The 21,242-nt window shown below is 64.7% G+C and carries 18 protein-coding genes and 3 pseudogenes; 11 read left to right on the top strand and 10 right to left on the bottom strand.

Annotated elements, in window-relative coordinates; all coding sequences use genetic code 11:
• Nucleotides 1-28: 28 nt before the first annotated feature.
• Nucleotides 29-1,594 carry a circularly permuted type 2 ATP-grasp protein gene (locus tag AC0QSG_RS02560; protein WP_435726097.1) on the bottom strand — a complete coding sequence of 522 codons (1,566 nt, stop codon included), beginning with the start codon at nucleotides 1,592-1,594 and terminating at the stop codon, nucleotides 29-31.
• 105 nt (nucleotides 1,595-1,699) lie between these two features.
• On the opposite strand from AC0QSG_RS02560, the gene AC0QSG_RS02555 reads away from it, so the two are divergent.
• Together AC0QSG_RS02555 and pepN are read left to right on the top strand one after the other, a co-directional pair.
• Complete coding sequence (locus AC0QSG_RS02555; protein WP_475376547.1) at nucleotides 1,700-2,731, top strand: YeiH family protein; 1,032 nt, start codon at nucleotides 1,700-1,702, stop codon at nucleotides 2,729-2,731.
• A gap of 66 nt (nucleotides 2,732-2,797) precedes the next feature.
• Nucleotides 2,798-5,452, top strand: coding sequence for an aminopeptidase N (gene pepN, locus AC0QSG_RS02550; protein ID WP_475376546.1), 2,655 nt, complete (start codon nucleotides 2,798-2,800; stop codon nucleotides 5,450-5,452).
• A gap of 132 nt (nucleotides 5,453-5,584) precedes the next feature.
• Here pepN and AC0QSG_RS02545 read toward each other — a convergent pair whose 3' ends face one another.
• The 3 genes and pseudogenes from AC0QSG_RS02545 to AC0QSG_RS02535 form a co-directional block, all read right to left on the bottom strand.
• The gene (locus AC0QSG_RS02545; RefSeq protein WP_435726094.1) at nucleotides 5,585-5,842 is read right to left on the bottom strand and encodes a type B 50S ribosomal protein L31; all 258 of its coding nucleotides are present in this window, start codon (nucleotides 5,840-5,842) and stop codon (nucleotides 5,585-5,587) included.
• 134 nt (nucleotides 5,843-5,976) lie between these two features.
• Nucleotides 5,977-6,423 (bottom strand): annotated as a pseudogene (locus AC0QSG_RS02540) (TrmH family RNA methyltransferase); the annotation flags it as partial.
• Nucleotides 6,424-6,636: 213 nt separating this feature from the next.
• Nucleotides 6,637-7,578 carry a LysR family transcriptional regulator gene (locus AC0QSG_RS02535; RefSeq protein WP_159632123.1) on the bottom strand — a complete coding sequence of 314 codons (942 nt, stop codon included), beginning with the start codon at nucleotides 7,576-7,578 and terminating at the stop codon, nucleotides 6,637-6,639.
• A 119-nt stretch (nucleotides 7,579-7,697) separates the two neighbouring features.
• On the opposite strand from AC0QSG_RS02535, the gene AC0QSG_RS02530 reads away from it, so the two are divergent.
• The 5 genes from AC0QSG_RS02530 to AC0QSG_RS02510 all read left to right on the top strand — a co-directional run bounded on the left by AC0QSG_RS02530 (nucleotide 7,698) and on the right by AC0QSG_RS02510 (nucleotide 11,429).
• Nucleotides 7,698-8,690: a DUF1852 domain-containing protein gene (locus AC0QSG_RS02530; RefSeq protein ID WP_159632124.1), complete on the top strand. Its 993-nt coding sequence runs from the start codon at nucleotides 7,698-7,700 to the stop codon at nucleotides 8,688-8,690.
• 20 nt (nucleotides 8,691-8,710) lie between these two features.
• Nucleotides 8,711-9,757, top strand: a complete 1,047-nt coding sequence (locus tag AC0QSG_RS02525; RefSeq protein WP_159632125.1) for a methionine synthase — start codon at nucleotides 8,711-8,713, stop codon at nucleotides 9,755-9,757.
• A 2-nt stretch (nucleotides 9,758-9,759) separates the two neighbouring features.
• Entirely contained in the window at nucleotides 9,760-10,332 is a 573-nt protein-coding gene (locus tag AC0QSG_RS02520) for a flavin reductase family protein (protein ID WP_330192736.1), read from the top strand.
• 89 nt (nucleotides 10,333-10,421) lie between these two features.
• A complete protein-coding gene (locus AC0QSG_RS02515; RefSeq protein WP_330192735.1) occupies nucleotides 10,422-10,646 on the top strand; it encodes a hypothetical protein in 225 nt (74 codons plus the stop codon).
• 69 nt (nucleotides 10,647-10,715) lie between these two features.
• Nucleotides 10,716-11,429, top strand: a complete 714-nt coding sequence (locus AC0QSG_RS02510; RefSeq protein WP_330192734.1) for a YoaK family protein — start codon at nucleotides 10,716-10,718, stop codon at nucleotides 11,427-11,429.
• 65 nt (nucleotides 11,430-11,494) lie between these two features.
• Here the strand turns inward: AC0QSG_RS02510 and AC0QSG_RS02505 are convergent.
• A pseudogene (locus AC0QSG_RS02505) lies at nucleotides 11,495-11,830 on the bottom strand (TrmH family RNA methyltransferase); the annotation flags it as partial.
• Nucleotides 11,831-11,956: 126 nt separating this feature from the next.
• On the opposite strand from AC0QSG_RS02505, the gene AC0QSG_RS02500 reads away from it, so the two are divergent.
• Nucleotides 11,957-13,341 (top strand): IS3 family transposase gene (locus AC0QSG_RS02500; protein WP_475375028.1). Its coding sequence is split into 2 segments (ribosomal slippage): nucleotides 11,957-12,275 and nucleotides 12,275-13,341, totalling 1,386 coding nucleotides; the frame shifts between segments, so codons are not numbered across the junction.
• On the opposite strand, the gene AC0QSG_RS02495 is transcribed toward AC0QSG_RS02500, so the two are convergent.
• The gene (locus AC0QSG_RS02495; protein WP_475376545.1) at nucleotides 13,338-13,502 is read right to left on the bottom strand and encodes a TrmH family RNA methyltransferase; all 165 of its coding nucleotides are present in this window, start codon (nucleotides 13,500-13,502) and stop codon (nucleotides 13,338-13,340) included. The two genes, AC0QSG_RS02500 and AC0QSG_RS02495, sit on opposite strands and share 4 nt — an antisense overlap.
• 692 nt (nucleotides 13,503-14,194) lie before the next feature.
• Here AC0QSG_RS02495 and AC0QSG_RS02490 point away from each other — a divergent pair.
• Nucleotides 14,195-15,724, top strand: coding sequence for a hypothetical protein (locus AC0QSG_RS02490; protein ID WP_475376544.1), 1,530 nt, complete (start codon nucleotides 14,195-14,197; stop codon nucleotides 15,722-15,724).
• 23 nt (nucleotides 15,725-15,747) lie between these two features.
• On the opposite strand, the gene istB (AC0QSG_RS02485) is transcribed toward AC0QSG_RS02490, so the two are convergent.
• Both istB (AC0QSG_RS02485) and AC0QSG_RS02480 read right to left on the bottom strand, forming a co-directional pair.
• Nucleotides 15,748-16,536, bottom strand: coding sequence for an IS21-like element helper ATPase IstB (istB, locus tag AC0QSG_RS02485; protein WP_475376543.1), 789 nt, complete (start codon nucleotides 16,534-16,536; stop codon nucleotides 15,748-15,750).
• Nucleotides 16,536-16,730 carry a hypothetical protein gene (locus AC0QSG_RS02480; protein WP_475376542.1) on the bottom strand — a complete coding sequence of 65 codons (195 nt, stop codon included), beginning with the start codon at nucleotides 16,728-16,730 and terminating at the stop codon, nucleotides 16,536-16,538. The genes istB (AC0QSG_RS02485) and AC0QSG_RS02480 overlap by 1 nt, the downstream gene beginning before the upstream one ends.
• A 180-nt stretch (nucleotides 16,731-16,910) precedes the next feature.
• Here AC0QSG_RS02480 and istA (AC0QSG_RS02475) point away from each other — a divergent pair, with 180 nt between their 5' ends.
• Together istA (AC0QSG_RS02475) and istB (AC0QSG_RS02470) are read left to right on the top strand one after the other, a co-directional pair.
• Nucleotides 16,911-18,452 carry an IS21 family transposase gene (gene istA, locus AC0QSG_RS02475; RefSeq protein WP_475375124.1) on the top strand — a complete coding sequence of 514 codons (1,542 nt, stop codon included), beginning with the start codon at nucleotides 16,911-16,913 and terminating at the stop codon, nucleotides 18,450-18,452.
• Nucleotides 18,449-19,228: an IS21-like element helper ATPase IstB gene (istB, locus tag AC0QSG_RS02470; protein ID WP_435728490.1), complete on the top strand. Its 780-nt coding sequence runs from the start codon at nucleotides 18,449-18,451 to the stop codon at nucleotides 19,226-19,228. The genes istA (AC0QSG_RS02475) and istB (AC0QSG_RS02470) overlap by 4 nt, the downstream gene beginning before the upstream one ends.
• 135 nt (nucleotides 19,229-19,363) lie before the next feature.
• Here the strand turns inward: istB (AC0QSG_RS02470) and istA (AC0QSG_RS02465) are convergent.
• Together istA (AC0QSG_RS02465) and AC0QSG_RS02460 are read right to left on the bottom strand one after the other, a co-directional pair.
• Nucleotides 19,364-20,395, bottom strand: a pseudogene (istA, locus tag AC0QSG_RS02465) (IS21 family transposase); the annotation flags it as partial.
• A gap of 413 nt (nucleotides 20,396-20,808) precedes the next feature.
• On the bottom strand, nucleotides 20,809-21,099 hold the full coding sequence (locus AC0QSG_RS02460) for an RES family NAD+ phosphorylase (RefSeq protein ID WP_475376541.1): 291 nt from the start codon (nucleotides 21,097-21,099) through the stop codon (nucleotides 20,809-20,811).
• Nucleotides 21,100-21,242 lie beyond the last annotated feature (143 nt).

Here is a 21,242-nt window from a genome sequence, read left to right as displayed (position 1 = left end):
CGGTGGATGGATGTTCCGTACGTGGCCGTCACTGCTGCTCCTGCTGCTCTCCCGGGGCGGCGTCGCGCTTGCCCACCTCGATCGGCCAGACGTTCCTGCGGCGCCGCGAGGCCGCCGCCTCCGGCGACGCCGCCGGTCGCTTTGCGGGCGAGGACTCGTCAACGACCCAAGTATCCTTCGATCCTCCGCCCTGGGACGAGTTGACGATCAGGGAACCCTCCTTGAGCGCCACCCGGGTCAGGCCACCGGGCAGGACCCAGACGTCCTCGCCGTCGTTCACCGCGAAGGGGCGCAGGTCCACGTGCCGGGGGCTGAAGCGGTCGCCCGCCATGGTCGGCACCGTGGACAGCTGCAGCACGGGCTGCGCGATCCAACCCCGCGGATCATTGAGCACCCGCACACGCAGCGCGTCGAGTTCCTCGCGGCTCGCGTCCGGACCGATGACCAGACCCTTGCCGCCGGAGCCGTCCACGGGCTTGACCACCAGTTCCTCCAAGCGGTCCAGAACCTCCTCGCGGGCCTCCTTTTCCTCTAGCCGGAAGGTGTCCACGTTCGGGATGATCGGGTCCTCGTGCAAGTAGTAGCGGATCAGGTCCGGAACGTAGCTGTAGACCAGCTTGTCGTCGGCGACGCCGTTGCCCACCGCGTTCGCGATGGTCACGTTCCCGGCGCGCGCGGCGTTGACGATGCCGGGACAACCGAGCACCGAGTCGGCGCGGAACTGCTGCGGATCCAGGAACTCGTCGTCGATCCGCTTGTAGATGACGTCGACGCGCTGCTCGCCCTCGGTCGTGCGCATGTACACGCGGTTCCCGCGGCACACGAGGTCGCGTCCCTCGACGAGTTCCACTCCCATGAAGCCCGCCAGCAGAGTGTGCTCGAAGTACGCGCTGTTGAAGACACCAGGGGTGAGGACCACCACGTTCGGATCGTCGACGCCGCCGGGCGCGGTCTTGTGCAGCGCGGAGAGGAGGCGCCGCGGATACTCGTCGACGCCGCGGATGTTCTGCTGGCCGAAGGCCTCGGGAAGGCCCTTTGCCATGGCCCGCCGGTTCTCCATGACGTAGGAGACGCCGGAGGGGACGCGGACGTTGTCCTCGAGGACGCGGAAGGTCCCTTCCTGGTCCCGGACGACGTCGATGCCGGAGACGTGGACGCGGACTCCGCCGTCCGGCCGGAAGCCGTGGACCTGGCGGTGGAAGTGGGCGCTGGAGGTGACAAGCCGCCGCGGGATGACCCCGTCGGCCACCACGTTCATCTTGTCGTAGACGTCGTCGAGGAACGCCTCCAGCGCCAGGACGCGTTGCTTCACCCCGCGCTCGAGGATGTCCCAGTCCGCGCCGGAGATCACCCGCGGGACGATGTCCAGCGGAAACGGCCGCTCCTCCCCCGCGAAGTCGAACGTGACACCGCGGTCCAGGAAGGTGCTGGCCATGGAGTCGGCGCGCGCCGCGACGTCGGACGGCGTGAGGCGGCCCAGCGCGGCCGACACCTGCCCGTATACCTCGCGCACACCGTGGTCGCGGCGGAACATCTCGTCGAACGCCGCGGAGCGGCCCTGCGCCGCCGCGTAGTCCTCAAATAGATCTGACATAGGCTCAACCTTGTCATGCCACGGGCACCCGGCGCATCCAAAGACGGTCAATTCGGATGAGGCATTGCGCCTGCCGCCCGCACCACCCACCTCGGAAAGTCCAGAATGCCGTCCACTCCCCGCCCGTCCCGGCCCGGCCGGCGGCCCCTCGCGGCCGTCGCACCCGGCATCTTGGCCGCGGGTGTCGCCGTAACCCTGGCTTTCCTCGCACACGGCGTTTTCCCGTGGATGCCGGCGCTCACGGTGTGCGTCGCGCTGGGGGTGCTGGCCTCGAACGTTCCCCTGCCGGCCGGGGGCCGAGTCCTGCGGCGCGGGCTCGCTCCCGGAATGGGATTCGCCGCGCAGCGGCTGATGCGCGCCGGGATCGTGCTGCTGGGCCTGCAACTGGTGGTGTCTGACGTTGCGGCCCTCGGGTGGGGCGGGGTGGCCGCGGTACTGGGGGTCGTCGTCGCCGCCTTCGCCGGCACCTGGGCGATGGCCCGCCTCTTCCGCCTGCCGGGCGACCAGCCCGTCCTCCTCGCCGCCGGCTTCTCGATCTGCGGCGCCAGCGCGATCGGCGCCATGGCCCACGTGCGGGGGACGCAGCGCGATGCCGCTGTCCCGCTGGCCCTGGTCACCCTCTGCGGCACCCTGGCCATCCCGCTGCTTCCCGCCCTGAACTCGCTCTTGTTGCTCGGCCCGGTGGAGTTCGGCCACTGGGTCGGCGCATCGGTGCACGACGTCGGTCAGGTGGTCGCCACGGCACAGACGGCCGGGTCGGCGGCCCTGGGCGCCGCCGTCGTCGTCAAGCTGGTCCGGGTCCTGGCCCTGGCGCCCGTGACGCTCTGCGGCGGCCTGGCGGCGCGTCGGTCCGGGGAGGTGCCCGGAGGCGAGCGCGTACCGCTGGTGCCGCTGTTCGTGGTGGGCTTCGCGGCCATGGTCGCCCTCCGTTCGACGGGCTGGGCGCCCGAGGGCCTGCTGGATGCGGCGCGCGCGGCGCAGGAGGCCCTGCTCGGCGCCGCCCTCGTCGGGCTCGGCTACGCGATCAACCTCCGGGTCTTGTTCCGCAACGCCGGGCGCGCGACGGCAGCCGCCCTCTCAGCCTGGTTCATCGTCGGGGCCGCAGGCCTGGCGGCCGCTCTACTTCTCGCCGATTGAGGCGGCCCCCGTACCGGATTCCCCCAACTGTGATCTAAAACACTCATTTCATGCTTTAATGGGCGGGTGGAAGACGAACTTGAGGGACATGTCCAAAGCAGCAACCAAAACCTCGGACGCGAGGAGGCCGCCACGCGCGCGCGCATCGTCTCCGTGCTGGCCTACGACGTCGAACTGAACCTCGCCGACGCCCGCGACCCCTCCGTCTTCGGCTACCGTTCCCAGACGACGGTGCGTTTCACTGCGGAGCCCGGCGCCTCCACATTCCTTGACTTCATCCACGACGGCGTCGAAAGCGTGGTCCTGAACGGACGCGAGCTGGCCCCGACCGACGCCGTCGTCGGTTCCCGCGTGCTCCTCGACTCGCTGGCGGCCGAGAACACCGCCGTCGTCCTCGGCACGGCGCTCTACAGCACCAGCGGCGAGGGCATGCACCGCTACGTCGACCCGGCCGACGGGGAGACATACCTCTACACACAGTACGAGCCGGCGGACGCGCGCCGGGTCTTCGCGAACTTCGAACAGCCCGACCTCAAGGCGGAGTTCACGTTCTCGGTGACCGCGCCGGCCGCGTGGCACGTGGCGTCCAACTCGCGGGTGGCGCGGAGGGACGACCACGGCGACGGCACGGCGACGTGGCGATTCGTTCCGACGGAACGCATGTCCACCTACATCACGGCGCTTATGGCCGGACCCTACCATTACGTCTCCGACCACTGGACCGGGCGCACCTCCGACGGAACGGTGGTGGAGGTCCCCCTCGGGTTGGCCTGCCGGGCCTCCCTCGCGCCGCACTTCGATGCCGACGCCCTCTTCGGCACCACCAAACGCGGGTTGGACTTCTTCCACGAGATGTTCGACTACCCGTATCCCTGGGGCAAATACGACCAGGCCTTTGTGCCGGAGTACAACCTGGGCGCCATGGAAAACCCCGGACTGGTCACGTTCACCGAGTCCTACGTCTTCACCTCCCGTGCCACGGAAGCCCAGTTCGAGGCGCGCGCCAACACGCTGATGCACGAGATGGCCCACATGTGGTTCGGCGACCTCGTCACCATGCGCTGGTGGGACGACCTGTGGCTGAAGGAATCCTTCGCGGACTACATGGGCACCCTCGCCGTGGACGAAGCAACGGCCCACGAGACCGCATGGGTGACCTTCGCGAACCGTCGGAAGGCCTGGGCGTACGTGCAGGACCAGCTTCCCACCACGCACCCGATCGTCGCGGACATCCCCGACCTCGAGGCCGCGAGGCAGAACTTCGACGGCATCACGTACGCCAAGGGCGCCTCCGTGCTCAAGCAACTGGTGGCCTACGTGGGCCGCGCGGATTTCACCGCGGCGGTGCGCTCCTACTTCCTCCGGCACGCCTTTGGGAACACGACCCTCGCCGACTTCCTCGACGAGTTGGAAGCCGCGTCCGGCCATGACATGCGGGCCTGGTCCGCGGCCTGGCTGGAGAGCGCGGGAGTGCCCGAACTCGCCGTCGAGCTGGTTCAGGACGACGCCGGGAAGGTCACGTCCGCGTTTCTGACCCAGGCGTCCGAGGACCCGGCCACCGGACGTCAGACGATGCGGCCCCACGTGATGCGGCTCGGGGTTTTCGACCTGCGAGGGGGCGTGCTCCTCCGGACGGAGTCCTTCGACGTGGAGGTCGCCGGCGCCCGCACGGAGCTGCAGCAGCTGGTGGGCGGCCGCCGCCCGGCGCTGGTCCTTCCCAACGACGCGGACCTCACCTACGCCAAGGTTCGCTTCGACGACGTCTCACTCGCCACCCTCCTCGGCCACCTGGACACCCTCGACGAGCCGCTCGCGCGTGCGACGGCATGGGCTTCCCTGTGGAACATGGTCCGCGACGGTGTCCTGCCCGCACCCCGGTTCCTGGACGCCGTCCGGAGAATGGCTCATTCGGTGCGTGAGGCGGGTGTCCTGCAACTGCTGCTGGACCAAATGCGAGCGGCGGTGCTCGACTACTGCGCCCCCGGCCTGCGCGGCCGGGAACACGCGCTCACGGTCGCGCGCATCCAGGAGCTGGTCGTGGCGGCGGAACCGGGCTCGGACGCGCAGGTCGCCTTCGCGCGGTGCCTGGCCGCGCTGGCCCGCGACGGAGGCGCGGATTCCCTGGTGGCCGGCCTGCTTGACGGGTCGCGCACGGTTCACGGACTGGCAGTCGACGAGGAACTGCGCTGGGCCCTGCTGCAGGCCGGCGCGGCCCGCGGGTTCGTGGACGCGGCCACCCTCGACGGCGAATTGACGCAGGGGCCCTCGGCCGTCGCGTCCGTCGGCCATGCCCTGGCCCGCGCGGCCCGGCCCGTTGCCTCCGTGAAGCGAGAGGCCTGGAACACCGCGCTGAGCGGAGTGGGTGCCGACGGGTTCGCCCTGTCCAACGACGCGCTGACCGCTACCGTCCAAGGGTTCCGCATCGGCGGGCACGAACTGCTCGACGGATACTACGCCGGGTATTGGCCGGCCCTGGACGGCATCTGGTCCTCCATGAGCATCGGCCAGGCAACGCGCGTGGTCCAGGGCCTCTTCCCGTCCCATCAGGACCACCTCGGCGGAGACCCGGCGATGCACCCCGTGGTGCTGGAGGCGGACGAGTGGCTGGGAGACCATCCCGGAGCCCCGCGGGCCCTGCGCCGCATCGTGGTGGAACAGCGCGACCACCTGGCGCGCTCCCTGCGCGCCCAGGCGGTGTCGGTGACGGCTACCGCGGACTAGTCCGGCGGCCGCCACCGACCGTCGGCGCGCGTCCAAGCGGGCGGCACGGGGGAATCCCTCCCCTGGGGCCAACATTCGCCCCAACAACAAAGGGACCCCCGAAGGGGTCCCTTTGTGGCATGTGCCTGAAGACTACTTCTTGCCGCCGAAGTTCTTGAAGCGTGCGTTGAAGCGCTCGACGCGGCCGGCGGAGTCCATGATGCGCTGCTTGCCCGTGTAGAACGGGTGCGAGGCGGCGGAGATCTCGACGTCGATGACCGGGTAGGTGTTGCCGTCCTCCCACTCGATCGTCTTCTGGGACGTCGCCGTGGAACGGGTCAGGTACTTCTCGCCGGAAGCCAGATCGTGGAACACGATCGGCGCGTACTTCGGGTGTGTATCAGCCTTCATGCGTAAACCTTTGTTCGAGCCACTGGATTTTGCCAGCCGCCATTCGGAATAAGACGCTCCGTTCGACACGGAAGCGACTTTCCACTATAGCCCACGGAACTGCCGCGTCCCAAGTCGCCGCAGCGGCCACCGCCCTACCGGGCGCGCAATTCCCAGAACGCGACGGCGGAGGCCGCGGCCACGTTCAGGGAGTCGACTCCGGGGCGCATGGGAATCATGACGGTGCGTGCCACCGAACCCAGGACGGCCCCGGAGACGCCGGTCCCCTCGGTGCCCAGAACCAGGGCCAGCCTGTCGATGTCCTCATCGGCGACGGCGTCGATGGTCGAGGCGTCTTCCGCGAGTTCCAGCGCCGCGATCGTGAACCCCGCGTCCGCCAGCAGTTCGAGGCCGCCGGGCCACGACTCGAGCCTGGCCCACGGAACCTGGAAGACGGCTCCCATGCTCACCCGGATGGACCGCCGGTAGAGCGGATCAGCGCACCGCGGGGTGATGAGCACCGCATCGATCCCCAGGGCGGCCGCCGACCTGAAGATGGCCCCCAGGTTGGTGGTGGTTCCAATGTGTTGTAGGCATTTCACGGCGCAAAACATCGCCGGGGCTCGGCACGAACAGTCACACAACGTGAAGAACCTTGATTTGCACCTATTCTTCGTCCGCCTCTGGCAGCTTATCCAGGGCCTTGCCTGTCAGTTTGGCTCCTGCGACGGGTAGGTACGACACCAGCAACCCGCTCGGCTGCAACAGACGCGTCGAATCACCTGAGGGGTACGGAACCGCCTACTCGACTGCGGTCAGTCGAGTAGAGCGACGCCGAACTCAGCGACGACGGCGCGCAGTTCCCTGAGGTAGCGCTGCGCTTGGTCGGTAAGCGGAATCGCGGCGTGGCCGATCCAGCCGATCTCGATGCGTTCGTCAACCTCGAGCGGGATGGCGACGATCTCCGGGTCGAGCTGCCCGCTGATGATGCCCGTCGAGATCGTGTAACCGTGGAGCCCGATCATGAGGTTGAAGATCGTTGCGCGGTCGGAGACCCGGATCTCCTGCTTACTGGACAAGGTGGAGAGAATCTCCTCGGCAAAGTAAAAAGAGTTGTTCGCACCTTGATCGAAGGTCAGCCGCGGCAAGGCGGCAAGATCGTCCAGAGTCGCCCGCTCTTTTGACGCGAGCGGGTTCTTCCGTGAAATGAAAATGTGTGGATCGGCGAGGAACAGCGGAGAGAACGCGAGCCCGGATTCGCGGAGCAGCTTGTCGATGACCTTCCGGTTGAAATCGTTCCGGTAGAGGATGCCTATCTCGCTGCGGAGTGTCCGGACATCCTCGATGATGTCCCAGGTGCGGGACTCGCGGAGCGAGAACTCGTATTCGGCCACCTCAGTGGCCTTGACCATCCGGACGAAGGCGTCCACCGCGAACGAGTAGTGCTGCGTGGACACCCCAAGCAGACGTCGTGTCGGTGGCCTGCCAAGATAGCGCTGCTCGAGGAGGGCGAACTGCTCGACCACCTGTCTCGCGTAGCCGAGGAACTCTACCCCGTCGGCGGTGAGGGTGACCCCGCGGGCGGAGCGAACCAGGAGTGCACGGCCCACCCGTGCCTCAAGGTCCTTCATGGCAGCGGACATGGTCGGCTGCGCGACGTAGAGAAGATCGGCCGCGGCGGAGATCGACCCCTCAGCGGCAACTTCTATGAAGTAGCGGAGCTGCTGCAGGGTCAGTCCGGTCGAAATCTGGGCCATAGGAAGATTCTATATGAATGCATAGTAACGCCTAGTTACTTGATACCCCTTGAAAGGCTGCACCATGGATACATCCCCTTCGGAAAGGCCGTCTCCGGCCCATCAACGATTGGCAGCGCATGGCCGACGATTTCACCTTCAGCATTACCACCACCCGCTTCGACGAGGACTACTCCCCGTCGGAAGGCTCCCGGATCACGACGAACTTCGCCAACCTGGCACGTGGCGAGCACCGCCAGGAGAACCTCCGCAACGCCTTGACCATGATTCGGCGTCGTTTCAACGATCTCGCAGACTGGGACAACCCGGACCGGGACCGCTACACGCTCGAGCTTGAGATCGTTTCCGTGCAGATACAGTTCACCGCGGACGGTACGGATCAGCAGTTCCCGCTGTTCGAGGTTCTCGATATCCAGATCGTCGACCTGCTGAACGGGGTCCGCCACCAAGGGATCGTCGGCAACAACTTCTCCTCCTACGTCCGGGACTTCGACTTCAGCGTCGTACTGCCAGCGGCAGCAGCTGACTCGGGCAAGCCCACCGTACCCGAGGACTTCGGAGACCTTCACGGCAAGCTGTTCCAGCACTTCCTCGATTCCCCGGTATGCCGGGAACGCTTCCCGCAACCGCCAGTGGTCTGCATCAGCGTCTCCACGAGCAAGACGTACCGGCGAACCGGAAACCATCACCCGGTCCTGGGCGTCGAGTACCAGCAGGACGAGTTCTCGCTGACGGACGCGTACTTCGCAAAGATGGGGCTGCGGGTCCGCTACTTCATGCCCCGCGGCAGCGTGGCTCCCCTCGCCTTCTATTTCCGGGGCGACCTGCTCAACGACTACTCCAACCTGCAGCTCATCGGCACGATCAGCACCATGGAGACGTTCCAGAAGATCTACCGCCCGGAGGTCTACAACGCGAACTCCGCCGCCGCCGTCGTCTACCAGCCGAGCCTGGGCGAGCAGGATTTCTCGCGGACCCAGATCGCTTACGACCGCGTCGAGCGCGGTCAGCTCGCGGTCACGCAGGCGAAGTACACGGAGGAACACTTCATCACGCCCCACAAGGATCTGTTGGACCAGTGGACCGCCAACTACCCCGCTCTCGTCAACTGACCCTCGGAGAATCGCCAATCATGAACACACTTTTGCCCACCACCCTTGTCGGAAGCCTGCCGAAACCATCGTGGCTCGCACAGCCGGAGACTCTTTGGTCCCCGTGGAAGCTGGAGGGGGATGCGCTGCTCGAGGGCAAGCAGGACGCGCTGCGCATCGCCATCCACGAGCAGACCCGGCGCGGCATTGACATCGTCAGCGACGGCGAGCAAACCCGCCAGCACTTCGTCACGACGTTCATCGAGCATCTCGTCGGGGTGGACTTTGAACAGCGCAAGACCGTGCGCATCCGTGACCGTTACGACGCGAGCGTGCCAACCGTCGTCGGGCCGGTGCGCCGCGAACGGCCGGTATTCGTCGAAGACGCAAAATTCCTCCGCTCAACTACCGACAAGCCGATCAAATGGACTCTTCCCGGTCCGATGACGATGGTGGATACGCTTTACGATGACCACTACAAGAGCCGCGAGAAGCTGGCCTGGGAGTTCGCCGCGATCCTTAACCAGGAAGCGAAAGAACTCGAGGCGGCCGGCGTGGACATCATCCAGTTCGACGAGCCCGCGTTCAATGTCTTCCTCGATGAGGTCAAGGACTGGGGCGTGGCTGCGCTTGAGAGAGCGGCAGAAGGACTGCGTGCGGAGACCGCCGTGCACATCTGCTACGGCTACGGGATCAAGGCGAATAATGATTGGAAGGCGACGCTCGGCTCACAGTGGCGGCAGTACGAGGAAACGTTCCCGCTGCTCCAGAGCTCCAGCATCGACATCATCTCGCTGGAATCGCAGAACTCCCACGTGCCCATGGACCTCATCGAGCTCCTCCGCGGCAAGAAAGTCATGCTCGGGGCAATCGACGTCGCAAGCGAGACCATCGAGACCCCGGAGGAGGTCGCAGACACCCTCTGCAAGGCCCTGCAGTTCGTTGATGCGGACAAGCTCCTGCCCAGCTCGAACTGCGGCATGGCACCGTTCCCCCGGGATGTCGCACTGGCCAAGCTGAGTGCTCTCAGCGCAGGGACGACCATCGTTCGCGAAGAACTGGCCCGCTCCACCCCCAAGGTGTCATAACGGTGTTTCACGCCTACCCCGCAGACACTTGGCTCGAGGCTCCGCAGCAAAGCTTCCCGTCTTCCCTCTCGGCCGATGAATTCAAAGCACTGTTCCGTGGGCACCCGGGAGGTGTCGCCGTCGTCACGGCCGATGCCGGCGAAGGGCCTGTGGCGCTGACGGTGTCCTCGGTCGTGTCGGTGAGTGCGGACCCTCCGTTGCTGATCTTCTCGGTCTCGGCACTGTCTTCTTCGTCCGAGGTGCTGTCGCGCGCCGAGACCGTCGTCGTGCACCTGCTGGACGCGCACGACGTCGACCTGGCCAAGTTGGGAGCGACCCCCGGTGCCGACCGCTTTGACCAGACGCACCGCTGGTCGGCCCTTGCAACCGGCGAAGCGGTGTATGACGATGTCCGCGCTTGGGTGCGCTGCGCCGTCATCGATCGCATGGAGGTGGGGACTTCCACCATCATCGCCGTTCACGCCCTGGAGTCCCGTGTGATGCGTGACGTCCAAGCGGGCGAACCCGGCGACGCTCTGGTTTACCACAACCGTTCATGGCACCGCCTGGGCGAGCATTCCAAGCTTGAAACCTGAGCGCCGCGCCAACAATGCAAGGCAGGAAGCAGAACGGCTCACGACGGCGGAAGCATAACTCCCGCCGTCCGCGCTTCGTGGTTGGCGGCATGGACGCACAGACGGCCAACGACCACATCCTCGCTGAGGGCCTGATCGACGATGACACCGTTGCCCAGTTTGGCGAGACAACGTTCACGATCCTGAACGGCAAGGGCCGGGACGACCTTGTCGGCCATTCCAAGATTGCACGTCGACGCTACGATGGCGCCCTCGCCACCGGCGCAGATCCCCGGAGCGACGCCATCGCCGTAGTTGCCAGCCAGTCCATCTAAAACCACCAACAAGCATGTCCGAGGGGTGGTCATAGAGACAACCCCTCACGATGAAGGATCCCTTAAACCATGACATCAGCCGTAGCCAGCTCAGGTACCAAAACCGCCTCTACCCCACAAGAAAATGCGTCTCCGGAAAAGTTCCGACTGATCCTCATGATGGCCCTCACGCTCGTTACAGGTGTGGTTGACGCGGTCGGCTACCTTGGACTTGATCACATCTTCACCGGAAACATGACCGGCAACGTGGTGATTCTTGCGATGGCGTTGGCCGGGGCGGCGAACCTGCCAACTTTGGGCCCACTGGTAGCACTTGGCGCCTTTCTCCTCGGCGCGGCGGTTGCCGGATCTACGCTCCAGTCAAGCCCGAAAGGCTGGAACCGCAGGGTCACGCTCCTTCTCACAGCGGGTTGTATCGCGTTGACGGGAACCGCCGCCACCTCTCTCATCGTGGAAGACGTCGGCCGGCAGTCCATTGGTGTCATTGTTGCCGCCGTTATCGCCATGCACATGGGCTCCCAGGCCCTGATTGCGCGGCATTTGGGCGTACGAGACATGACCACAGTGGTCATTACTTCCACCATGACTTCCCTCGCCGGAGAGTCACTTGTGGGCAAGCAACGGCCCAGGTTACTCAACCGACGGCTGGGCGCTGTCCTCGCTATGTTCGCCGGGGCCGCCATCGGAGTACCCCTGCTCCAGATCCATCTCAGCGTCCCGATCGGCCTCGGCATCGCCATCACCGCCGCTGTGACGGTCCTGGGGAGTCGCCGCTGGCATTGATGCGGTACTCCAGCTCTTCAATTGCTCCTGACACCGCGGTCGGGCGGGTGCGTCACGCTCAGCCACTACCTCGTCGCATAGAAGGCAACCGCGGAGGAGGCAGCGACATTGAGGGAGTCGACGCCGTTCATCATCGGAATCGTCACGCGCGCGTCGAGCGCCTGATCGGTCTCAGGCCTCAACCCCTCTCCCTCCGTGCCGAAGACCAGCGCCAGGTTCGGGTGGTCCTGGGCGACCAGCTCATCGAGTGTGATGGCACCTTCGCCGAGCGACATGCCGGCCACGAAGTAGCCTGCTTCCTTGAGTACCTCAAGGTCCCCAGGCCACGACTCGATTCTGGTCCATGGCACTTGGAACACAGTCCCCATCGACACCCGGATGGAGCGTCGGTAGAGCGGGTCCCTACGTGTCAGGCTGGAGCGGTACCAGGGTGACATAGCAAATCAGCTCGATCGCGTAGGGCGAGAATCAGGAAACCGATCAACGTGTCTAATCTAGTTCTGGCCGATGTGGGCCACGATGGATCCATGAGTAGTTCCGGACCGCGTGCCGGTGGACCGACCCCGCGACGGTCGTTCAGCCCCGCGCAGAAGCTCGAGTTTTTGACCCGGTACGAGGACGCCTGCACCCGTCAGGGAGGTGCTGCGTTCCTGCGTGAACAAGGTTTGTATTCCTCCCAGATCGCCGAGTGGCGCAGGCTGCGCGATGCTGGCGTGCTGGCCGGCAAGAAAGCTGGCGAAACCGTGGGGAAGCTCTCTGCGGAGCAGGTGGAGATCGCCAGATTGCGCCGCCAGTTGGGGGTGAGCGAGAGCCGGTTGAAGCAGACCGAGGCAGCCTTGGACGTGATGGGAAAACTCTCGGCGTTCTTCGAGAACGCCATCGCGGAATCGCCGGACGAACCGAAACCCAAGAAGAAATGACCGGGGCCTACCGACTGTTGGTGCAGACGGATATGCCGACGCGGCGGGCCGCGGCTCTGGTCGGGCTCTCGCGCACGACGATCTACCGCAAGCCCGCCGCACCGGTGGACCAGGCCCCGGTGGTGCCGCCGAACAGGCTCAGCGATGCGGAGCGCGCCGAGATTTTGGCGGCGTTGAATTCCCCACGGTTTGTGGACCTGGCACCCCTGCAGGTCTACGCGAAGCTGCTCGAGGAGGACATCTACCTCGGGTCGGTCTCCACGTTCTACCGGGTGCTCCGGGAGAACCGGCAGGTCGCCGAACGCCGCCGGCTGGCCAAGCACCCGGCCCGGGCCATCCCGGAACTGGTCGCCACCGCCCCTGGCCAGGTGCTCAGCTGGGACATCACGAAGCTAGCCGGACCGGTGAAGGGCAAGTACTTCGACTGCTACCTGATGGTGGACATCCATTCGAGGTTCATCGTCGGGGCGCATGTGCACGCCACCGAATCCGGGATCCTCGCGGTGGAGATGATGAAGGAGATCTTCGGTATCCACGGCGTCCCGGAGGTCGTGCATGCGGACCGCGGCACGTCCATGACCTCCAAAACGGTGGCCGCGCTGCTCTCGGACCTGGAGGTCACCCGATCCCACTCCAGGCCCCGGGTGAGCAACGACAACCCTTACTCGGAGTCGATTTTCAAGACCATGAAATACGGGCCGACGTTCCCCGAGCGCTTCGGCTCACTAGGCGATGCCCGGGCGTTCATCAGCGGCTTCGTGGATTGGTACAACCACCACCACCAGCACTCCGGGATCGGGCTCCACACCCCGGCGAACGTGCACTACGGCTTCGCCGACTCGGTCGCCGGGAAGCGTTCGCAGACACTGGCCGCGGCCCGGGCCAAACACCCACACCGATTCAACACCGCCACCGACCCCAAAATCCTAGCCCTGCCCGGGCCAGCATGGATCAACCAACCAACCGAAACCACCGAAAAGCCAGCAGCCTAACTCACCTTGGTACCGCTTGACTTGAAAAATTCCGGGTCGGCGCACTGTGGAGAGACCAGGACAGCGTCGACGCCAATGGCTGCGGCGCTGCGGAAAATCGCCCCAACGTTTGTATGGTCGGTAAGGTTCTCCAGGACCGCGATCCTTGATCGTCCCGGCATACGAGCTCGATCAGACTCTTGTATTTTGCGACCACTGACGTTGGTGAGTGTCGCAATGTGCTCTGCGCGTCCAGTTGCGAGGTAGAGGCCGGTAGTGTTTCTCAAAGAAGCACGGGGCCTGGTCATCCAAGAGCACGAGCAGGGCCGTTGCTGGTGTAGAGCGATCGGGTGCCGATGAGTCTATCGCCCCCCGGGAGTCCAAGCCGGCGGATACTGGCCAGCAAGAACTTTCCCGGTCGATTCCGGCCGCGGTGAACAGCCCGGCGTACGGCGGTCAAGAAGCGAGTTCCGTATTAGAAGATTCTCCCTGCCCTCGCACGGATCGGCAGCAGGCCTCGATAATCCTTGCCACTCGACTCGAATGGCTTTCAGGAGACTCAGCGCCATGTTGACGAGTTGTCGGCCAAGATCGAGACTGCCACTGCGGACGCAACGTGATCCACGGATATGCAACAGTTTGTACGTCCCGCTGTCGCAGCAGCAGACCCCATGGAGCGTTAGGTAAGCCAGATGGTGTGCAGAGTTCTGCTGTGAGACGTACGCCCGGTATCGTTCGGCGTGGGGGTAGAGGCTTTTGTCCGAACTCATGGAGCATTTGCGGACGCAGCGATCGGCGCCGCTTCACTTGGTCTGCACTGAATCTGGAGGGCATCACTTTGGCGTTTAAGTCCAGCAGTCTGGCAGAGGCCGTAATGGAACGGCTCGTCACACTTTTCTCGCCGACAAGAGGTTGGAGCACCCGACTTTGGCGATCGAGTCCTATTGATGCATTACGTCATTGCCTGGACCTTGTCGAAGGAAATGCCCGGGACGGTGCGAAAAATTACGCGTTGAATGAAGCCAGGAGACTGATCAAAGGAGATCTCTTCATTCCTCCCCGTGATCGGGGTGGGGTGCTGAAACAGTTGAGCATTTCATCTGACAAGGTGATCCACGGTACGACGATGCACTTCGCGCTCAAGAGTCTTGTCGATGAACTCGCTCAGAACTATTCCTCCTGGGTGCAGTCCTATCTGGACGACCTTGACGCAGATGTCGATGTCGCATCTAGCCCGGTGAGCGGCGAAAAGCTGGCTTGGCAACTCGCCGCATTCCTCCGATCTGAAGGAATGTCCGACCAGTGGATTGCCAACTTCGCTACCTACCAACTTCGCCACGACAAGGAGGTTGTCACACTCGCCGTGGCGATAAATCGCGCGAGAAACTCGGCCGCTGCTGGCTCTGGCTGGACGTTCTTCGTGCCGCTAACACGAAGAAGGGGCTTTAACGTCATCGCACCGCCGCTGCTGCAGAAAGCCCAGTTCGAGGAACGTTTCGAGGACCTCCTACCGGGCGTCCAGGTGCCGGAGAACCGCGGTGGCGTAGAAATTCGGGTTGAAGCCATCGACAAGTACGCGGCGATCAACGAAGCCCAACTTGCCCTGCGGCGCGTCGTCGAGCGTCACCGAGCATCCCACAGCAAAAGAGTTCTTACGTTCGCCACGGAGGGATGGGTCTCGCCTGGATCCTGGTCGGTGCCCCTATCACTCGAACCCGATCTAGGCATTGGAATTCGCGAGCTGGACAGTGGCGGCGGACGGGACATGTTCGAGCAAGCTTCGGAAGAACTGGAGGCGGCACTGGACCTTCTGACCGCAGCTGATCAGACCTCATCTCGTGCGGCCACAATCGCCGCTTGGGCGACACTTGAAACCCTATTCGCCGGTGAGGGGGATTTTGGAGATTTGGCAAGCGTCGCGGACCGAGCTGCCGATGTCCTGGTGTGCATGTACGTGCGCGACACTTTCACGGCTCTTGCAACCAAGCATGCCCGATCAGGTGACGATGACCTAGCGATCGCGCTGCGGGAAGCCAACAAGACAGAAGCAGCTAGATTGGTCGAGACAGCACTTCCTGCGCACTCGATGTCCGTGGCTTCGGGCGGCGGACTTCTCGCGCGCGAAAGGGCGGTGACGTTAAACGCCAATGAAGTCATTGCCATTCGCGCTCAGCTCGCCGCGGTCTTTCGCCGTTTGTACGACATGCGGAATCAAATTGTCCATGCTGGCCGCATGGCACCATATGGTCTGAATCGAACGTATGCTGAGTCGGCAGTCCTCCTGTCTGCATTGCTCGATGAGCTATTACACCAGCACCGTGAACCAGGGCGAACGGCACGTGAAGTAGCGGGGCGTGCTGCTTGTGTCAGCGATGGTCGAAAAGTGAGCCATTTCGCGGGCTGAAAAGTGAGCCACTTTGACGTTGGTTATTCTGCCGTATTTTCGGGTCTTGTCGAGGGCAGCGAATCGACCTGGGTGTGTTTGAGGCGGTAGCTGGAGCCTTTGAGGGTGATGACTTCGGCGTGGTGGACGATGCGGTCGATCATGGCCGAGGCGACGACCTGATCGCCGAAGACGTCTCCCCAGCGGGCGAAGGGCAGGTTCGAGGTCAGGATCAGCGAGGCGTGCTCGTAGCGTGATGAGACCAGTTGGAAGAACAGGTTCGCGGCGTCCTGTTCGAAGGGGATGTAGCCGACTTCGTCCACGATGATCAGTCCGTAGCGGCGCAGCCTGACCAGTTCCTGGGGCAGCCGTCCGCCTTGGTGGGCTGCTTGGAGCCGGGCGACCCAGTCGATGGCGGTGGCGAACAGGACCCGGTGACCGAGCTGGGTCGCGCGTAAGCCGAGCCCGGTGGCGAGGTGGGTTTTGCCGGTGCCGGGCGGTCCGAGCATGACGATGTTGGACGCTTCGGTGAGGAACGCGCCGGTGGCCAGGTGCGCGATGGTGTCGCGTTTGAGGCCGGGCTGGTGATCGAAGTTGAAGTCTTCGAGTGATTTCCGGGCCGGGAACCCTGCGGCCCGGGCCCTGATCTCGGCGCCGGAAGCTTCCCTGGCTGCGACTTCCCGGGACAGGACAGCGGCGAGGTACTCCTCGTGGGTCCAGCCGCCGTCGCGTGCCTGGTCCGCGAGCCGGGTTGCTGCTTCACGGATCCGCGGTGCTTTCATCGCCCGGGAGTAGTACTCGATCTGGCCGGTGGTTTCCTTAGCGGCCGGCATCAGGCGACCTGCCCGTCATCAAGGACAACACCGAACGCCCGGTCGTAGTCCGCCAGGTCCCTCAGCCCGGTTGTTTCGCCTACCGGGCGCGGGGTTTGGAAGGCCTTCCGCAGTGCCCGTGCCGCCTCGACGTGGTCCGGGTCCGTGATGGTCAGACCGGCGCCCCAGGACCGGGGGTGGGTGTTAGCGGCCATGAAAAACTGCCCATAGGCGGCCACGGAACTGCCCACTGACGGCCATGGAAACTGCCCGTTGGTGGCCGTGAGATCTGCCCACTTCTTTGACGTAGCCCTGCTGCTTAAGCGGCGGGAGCCTCTTCCCGGGGTTTGATAACGGTGTCTAGTCGCACCAAAGTCGCCCGGGAAGAGGCCCTAATGAAGTTTGACGGAGAAATCATGGAAATACTTGCTGCGTATGATCTGACGGGTTCGTTGCGCGCCGCCGCGGAACTCACCGGCTGCTCGCACCACACGGTCGCCCGGCACGTCGCTGCCCGGGACGCCGGTCAGCCGATCGCCGAGCCGGCCTACCGGGGCCGGGTCACTGATGCGTTCCTGCCCAAGATCGAGGAATGGATCGAGGCTTCCAAGGGCAAGATCCGAGCCGATAAAGCCCACGAGAAACTCCGTGCCCTCGGTTACGAGGGTTCGGAACGCTCGACCCGCCGGGCAGTCGCGCAGGTCCGCGCCGCCTGGCGGCTCGGCCACGTCCGGGTGCACCGCCCCTGGGTGACCGAACCTGGTCAGTGGATCCAGTACGATTTCGGCGACGGCCCAGTGATCGAGGGCAAGAAGACCGTGTTGTTCGTGGCATGGCTGGCGTGGTCCCGGTTCCGGGTCGTGATCGTCCTGCGGGACCGGACGGCGCCGAGTGTGTTCGCGGCGCTGGACCGCACGTTCCGTGTCGTGGGCGGCGCCCCAACCTACGTCCTCACCGACAACGAGAAAACGGTCACCGTTTCCCACGTCGCCGGGGTCCCTGTCCGTAACCAGCAGACGGTCGAGTTCGCCCGCCATTACGGCGTGACGGTCCTGACCTGCCAGCCGGCTGATCCCGCGTCCAAGGGCGGCGTGGAGTCCTCGGTGAAACTCGCCAAGGCCGACATCGTGCCCAAGGACACCAACCTGCGCCCCGAATACGCTTCCTTCGCCGAGATCGAGGCGGCGTGCCAGGGCTTCATGGATGAGGTCAACCACCGTGAGCACCGCGCTACCCGCCGAAAACCCGCCGCGATGCTGACCGAGGAAGCGCCACGGTTGCACCGCATCCCGGACACCGCGCACACGGTCGCGTTCGGCCTCTCCCGGTCCGTCCCGGAGAACACGCCGATGGTCACCTTCGAGAACGGTCAGTACTCCGTCCCGGCGTATCTGCTCGGCGCGGGGGTGTTCGTCCGATCCCACGGCGCCGGACCCGATGAACAGGTCATCGTCGTCCACCACGGCAGCCAGGGCCCGGTGGAAGTCGCCCGGCACCGGCGCGCCCGGCCCGGCAGCCCGGCGATCAACGACGCCCACTTCCCGGACCACCGGCCCAGGATCCCTGGCGACTACACAGCGAAGGCCCGGACGGCCGCGGAGGCGGAGTTCCTCGCGATCGGGGACGGCGCCCGGACCTGGCTGCTCGAGGCCGCAGCCGCCGGGACGGCACGGATGAACGTGAAGATGGCCGAAGCCGTCGCCCTGGCCAAGATCGCCGGGCAGTCCGAAGTCGATCACGCGTTGGGAACCGCGGCCATCCATGGCCGCTTCGCGAACAAGGACCTCACCTCGATCCTGAACGCAGCGGGTTCACGCACCACCACCCATGCCGCCAGGGAAACCCAGTCACTCACCCAAGGCACCGCAGGGTGGGCAGCCATCGGCCAGCCACCCGCAACCGCCGAGGCCGCCGCCGTTCTGGAGGAAAGCGCATGAGTCCGGTCCCGGTCACCGCACCGGCCTTGCCGGCGGAGCTGGAGGCGCTGATGCGGCAGCTGAAGATGCCCCACGCGCGGGCTTTGGCGCCGGAGCTGATCGCGACTGCCCGCGCCCAGCGCTGGGAACCGGCCGAGGTCGTCAAGGCCCTGTTCGTCGAGGAAGTCGCCGGTCGATCCCGCTCCATGCTTGCCGCCAGGCGCAAGGCCGCGGGCTTCCCGACCGGGAAAACCTTCGACACCTGGGACCCCGCCGCATCCTCGATCCCCACGCCGACGCAGCAGGCGCTGCGGACGCTGGAATGGATCGGAAGGAAGGAGAACGTCGTGATCTGCGGCCCCTCCGGCACGGGCAAGACATTCTTCCTCGAAGCCCTCGGGCAGCAGGCCGTCGAAGCCGGACTGCGGGTCGCTTGGTTCCGCCTCGAGGACCTCGGCGCTCTCATGCGCGCCCACCGTTCCGATGACAGCGTCACCAAAGTCGTCGCCCGGATCCTGCGCGCAGATCTGGTGGTGGTCGATGACATAGGCCTCTTGCCGGTCGGCGTTGACGCGGCGGAGGGACTCTACCGTCTCGTCGACGCCGCTTATGAGAAACGGTCTATCGCGGTGTCCTCAAACTTGCATCCTGCCGGCTTTGACGAGCTCATGCCTAAAACCCTGGCAACGGCAACCGTGGACCGGCTGCTGCACCACGCCCACGTCTGCCAGACATCAGGAGATTCAATCCGACTCAGCCAGGCCTTGGCCGGAAAAGGAGTCACGCCAATGAACTAAACCCCGACCCCAACATGGCCAACGCCACCGAACATCAGGTGGGCAGATCTGGTGGCCATGAGTGGGCAGTTTTCATGGCCACCAGCGGGCATTTCTGCTGGCCGCCCATGGGCACAAACTATTGGCCATTGACAGGTGGGTCCCGACCGGTCTGCCGTCCAGGCTGATCGTGACGGTTTCGAGGTCCGCGGTGACATCGATGAACCGGCCGATGGCCTGCGGGTGGACGGAGTAGTCGTTAGATCCCATCCGGACGTAGTAGTCCCTCGGCAGCCGGACCCTTGAGGTCAAGCCGGTAACCGGTGGAACCGGTGGCAGCGCCAGCATGGCCGCTTTGTCCGCAGCGAGCAGATCCGTCGGGCGTGAGCCAGTCCGCCTGACCAGCCGGGTGTTGGCCTTCGGCAGCCACTGGCCGAGCTGGGTGTTGAAGTCCTCCGGTGAGGTGAAGACCCGGCCCGGCAGGAAGGAAGTCTCAAGGAACTGGTTGGCCCGCTCCACCACGCCCTTGCTCTCCGGATCGTAGGGTTTGACCTGCACGACCCTGGTCGCCAAGACCCCGGCGAATGCCGCAACTCCGGCGGCGTAGCTGTTCCGCCGGCCGATGCCGGTTTCGTTGTCCCAGATCAACCGCCGCGGAACCGCGCCCAGGGATCCGAGCAGCTCCCACATTCCGGCCAGCAGGTCCCCGGTCATCCGGGACGGGATCATCCTGGCCATGATGAACCGTGAATGCGAGCAGACCATCACCAGGACCGGCAACACCCTGGCCTTGCCGGCACCGACAGGTATCCGGACCTCCGGGAACCACAGATCACACTGCGCCTGATCCCCGGGATCGTAAGAGATCCGGTCAGCAGGATCAGCCGGGGCATACTCGGGCCGGATCCGGGCCACATTCTCCCGGAACCACGCCGCGGACCCCGACCAGCCCACCCGTTCAGCCAACACCGTCGCCGGCATCCGCGGATTCTCCAGCAGCAGCGCACGAATTGCCGGTTCCACAGCCTTGATCCCGGAGTCCTGCGGCGACCGGACATAAGTTGGCGGACCGTCCGCGCTGACTGCCTTCGCAACCGTGTTCCTAGAGATCCCCAACCGCGCCGCTATCGACCTCATCGACTCACCCTCGGCCAGATGCAACCGCCGAATAAGCGCCCAATCCTCCACTGTGATCACCCACCCAATCGTTTGGAACGGGTGGCTCAGTTTTCAACCGTCACTATGGCTTACTTTTCGACCGTCACCGACAGCTTGGCTTCTTGGACGGCTAGCAAGCGAGCGAGCGTCCCCGGCTTCCCTTGCGGAACTCGGTGACGAATAAGTTCTTGTGCCACGGCCCCATGATCGACGAATTCGCCGGACCCCCGCGTTCCCAGCCCAGCGCTGCACCCCTGATTACGAAGAGCCGGCTTGGAACAGAACAATTCCAATATTTGATCGCCACCACTAGAAGGGCCCCGTTCCCCGACAATTTGAGCGGAACAATGGTCCCGTGGGCGACGATGTCGATCTGGGTACCGGAGCAGTTGACTAGCCGCTTGGGTTCATTCGAGCGTCTAGGCGACCTACTCGTGAGTAACTCAGATGTGAGCGTTTGAGGGTGCGCTGATCTGAACGCTCACCTGCTCAACAGAGACTTCTTCGACGTGTGTTGCTGTTGCCAGCTTGGGGTCAAAGAGTGCGATATTGACGCCTTCGTCACTACTGACAGAGCTCCGATACATGACGCCGTGAAAGCCACACGTCTTCACGAACTCGCATAGGTACTGTGTAGGGATGTATTCATAAGGTGCGCCTCGGGGGTGAACCGGGCGGGTGAGTTCGTCACCGAGCCTTTCCAGGAGTGGCAGATCCGCGCGAAGTTTGATCATTTGACTTTCATCGCCGAACAACGGCGAAATCAGACTTCGCGGATCCCTAAGCCTCGATCCACCGATGCGTGGTGAGTGATAGATCGTTTACGTGAACTTTTGAGTTACGTGGTTTTGGGTGTCGTTGATGTCCCGGCCTCGCT

The sequence above is a fragment of the Arthrobacter sp. LT660 genome (genome assembly GCF_056172845.1).
The sequence above is the reverse complement of the archived record's forward strand: the minus strand, read 5'-3'. Positions and strand labels throughout refer to the sequence as shown.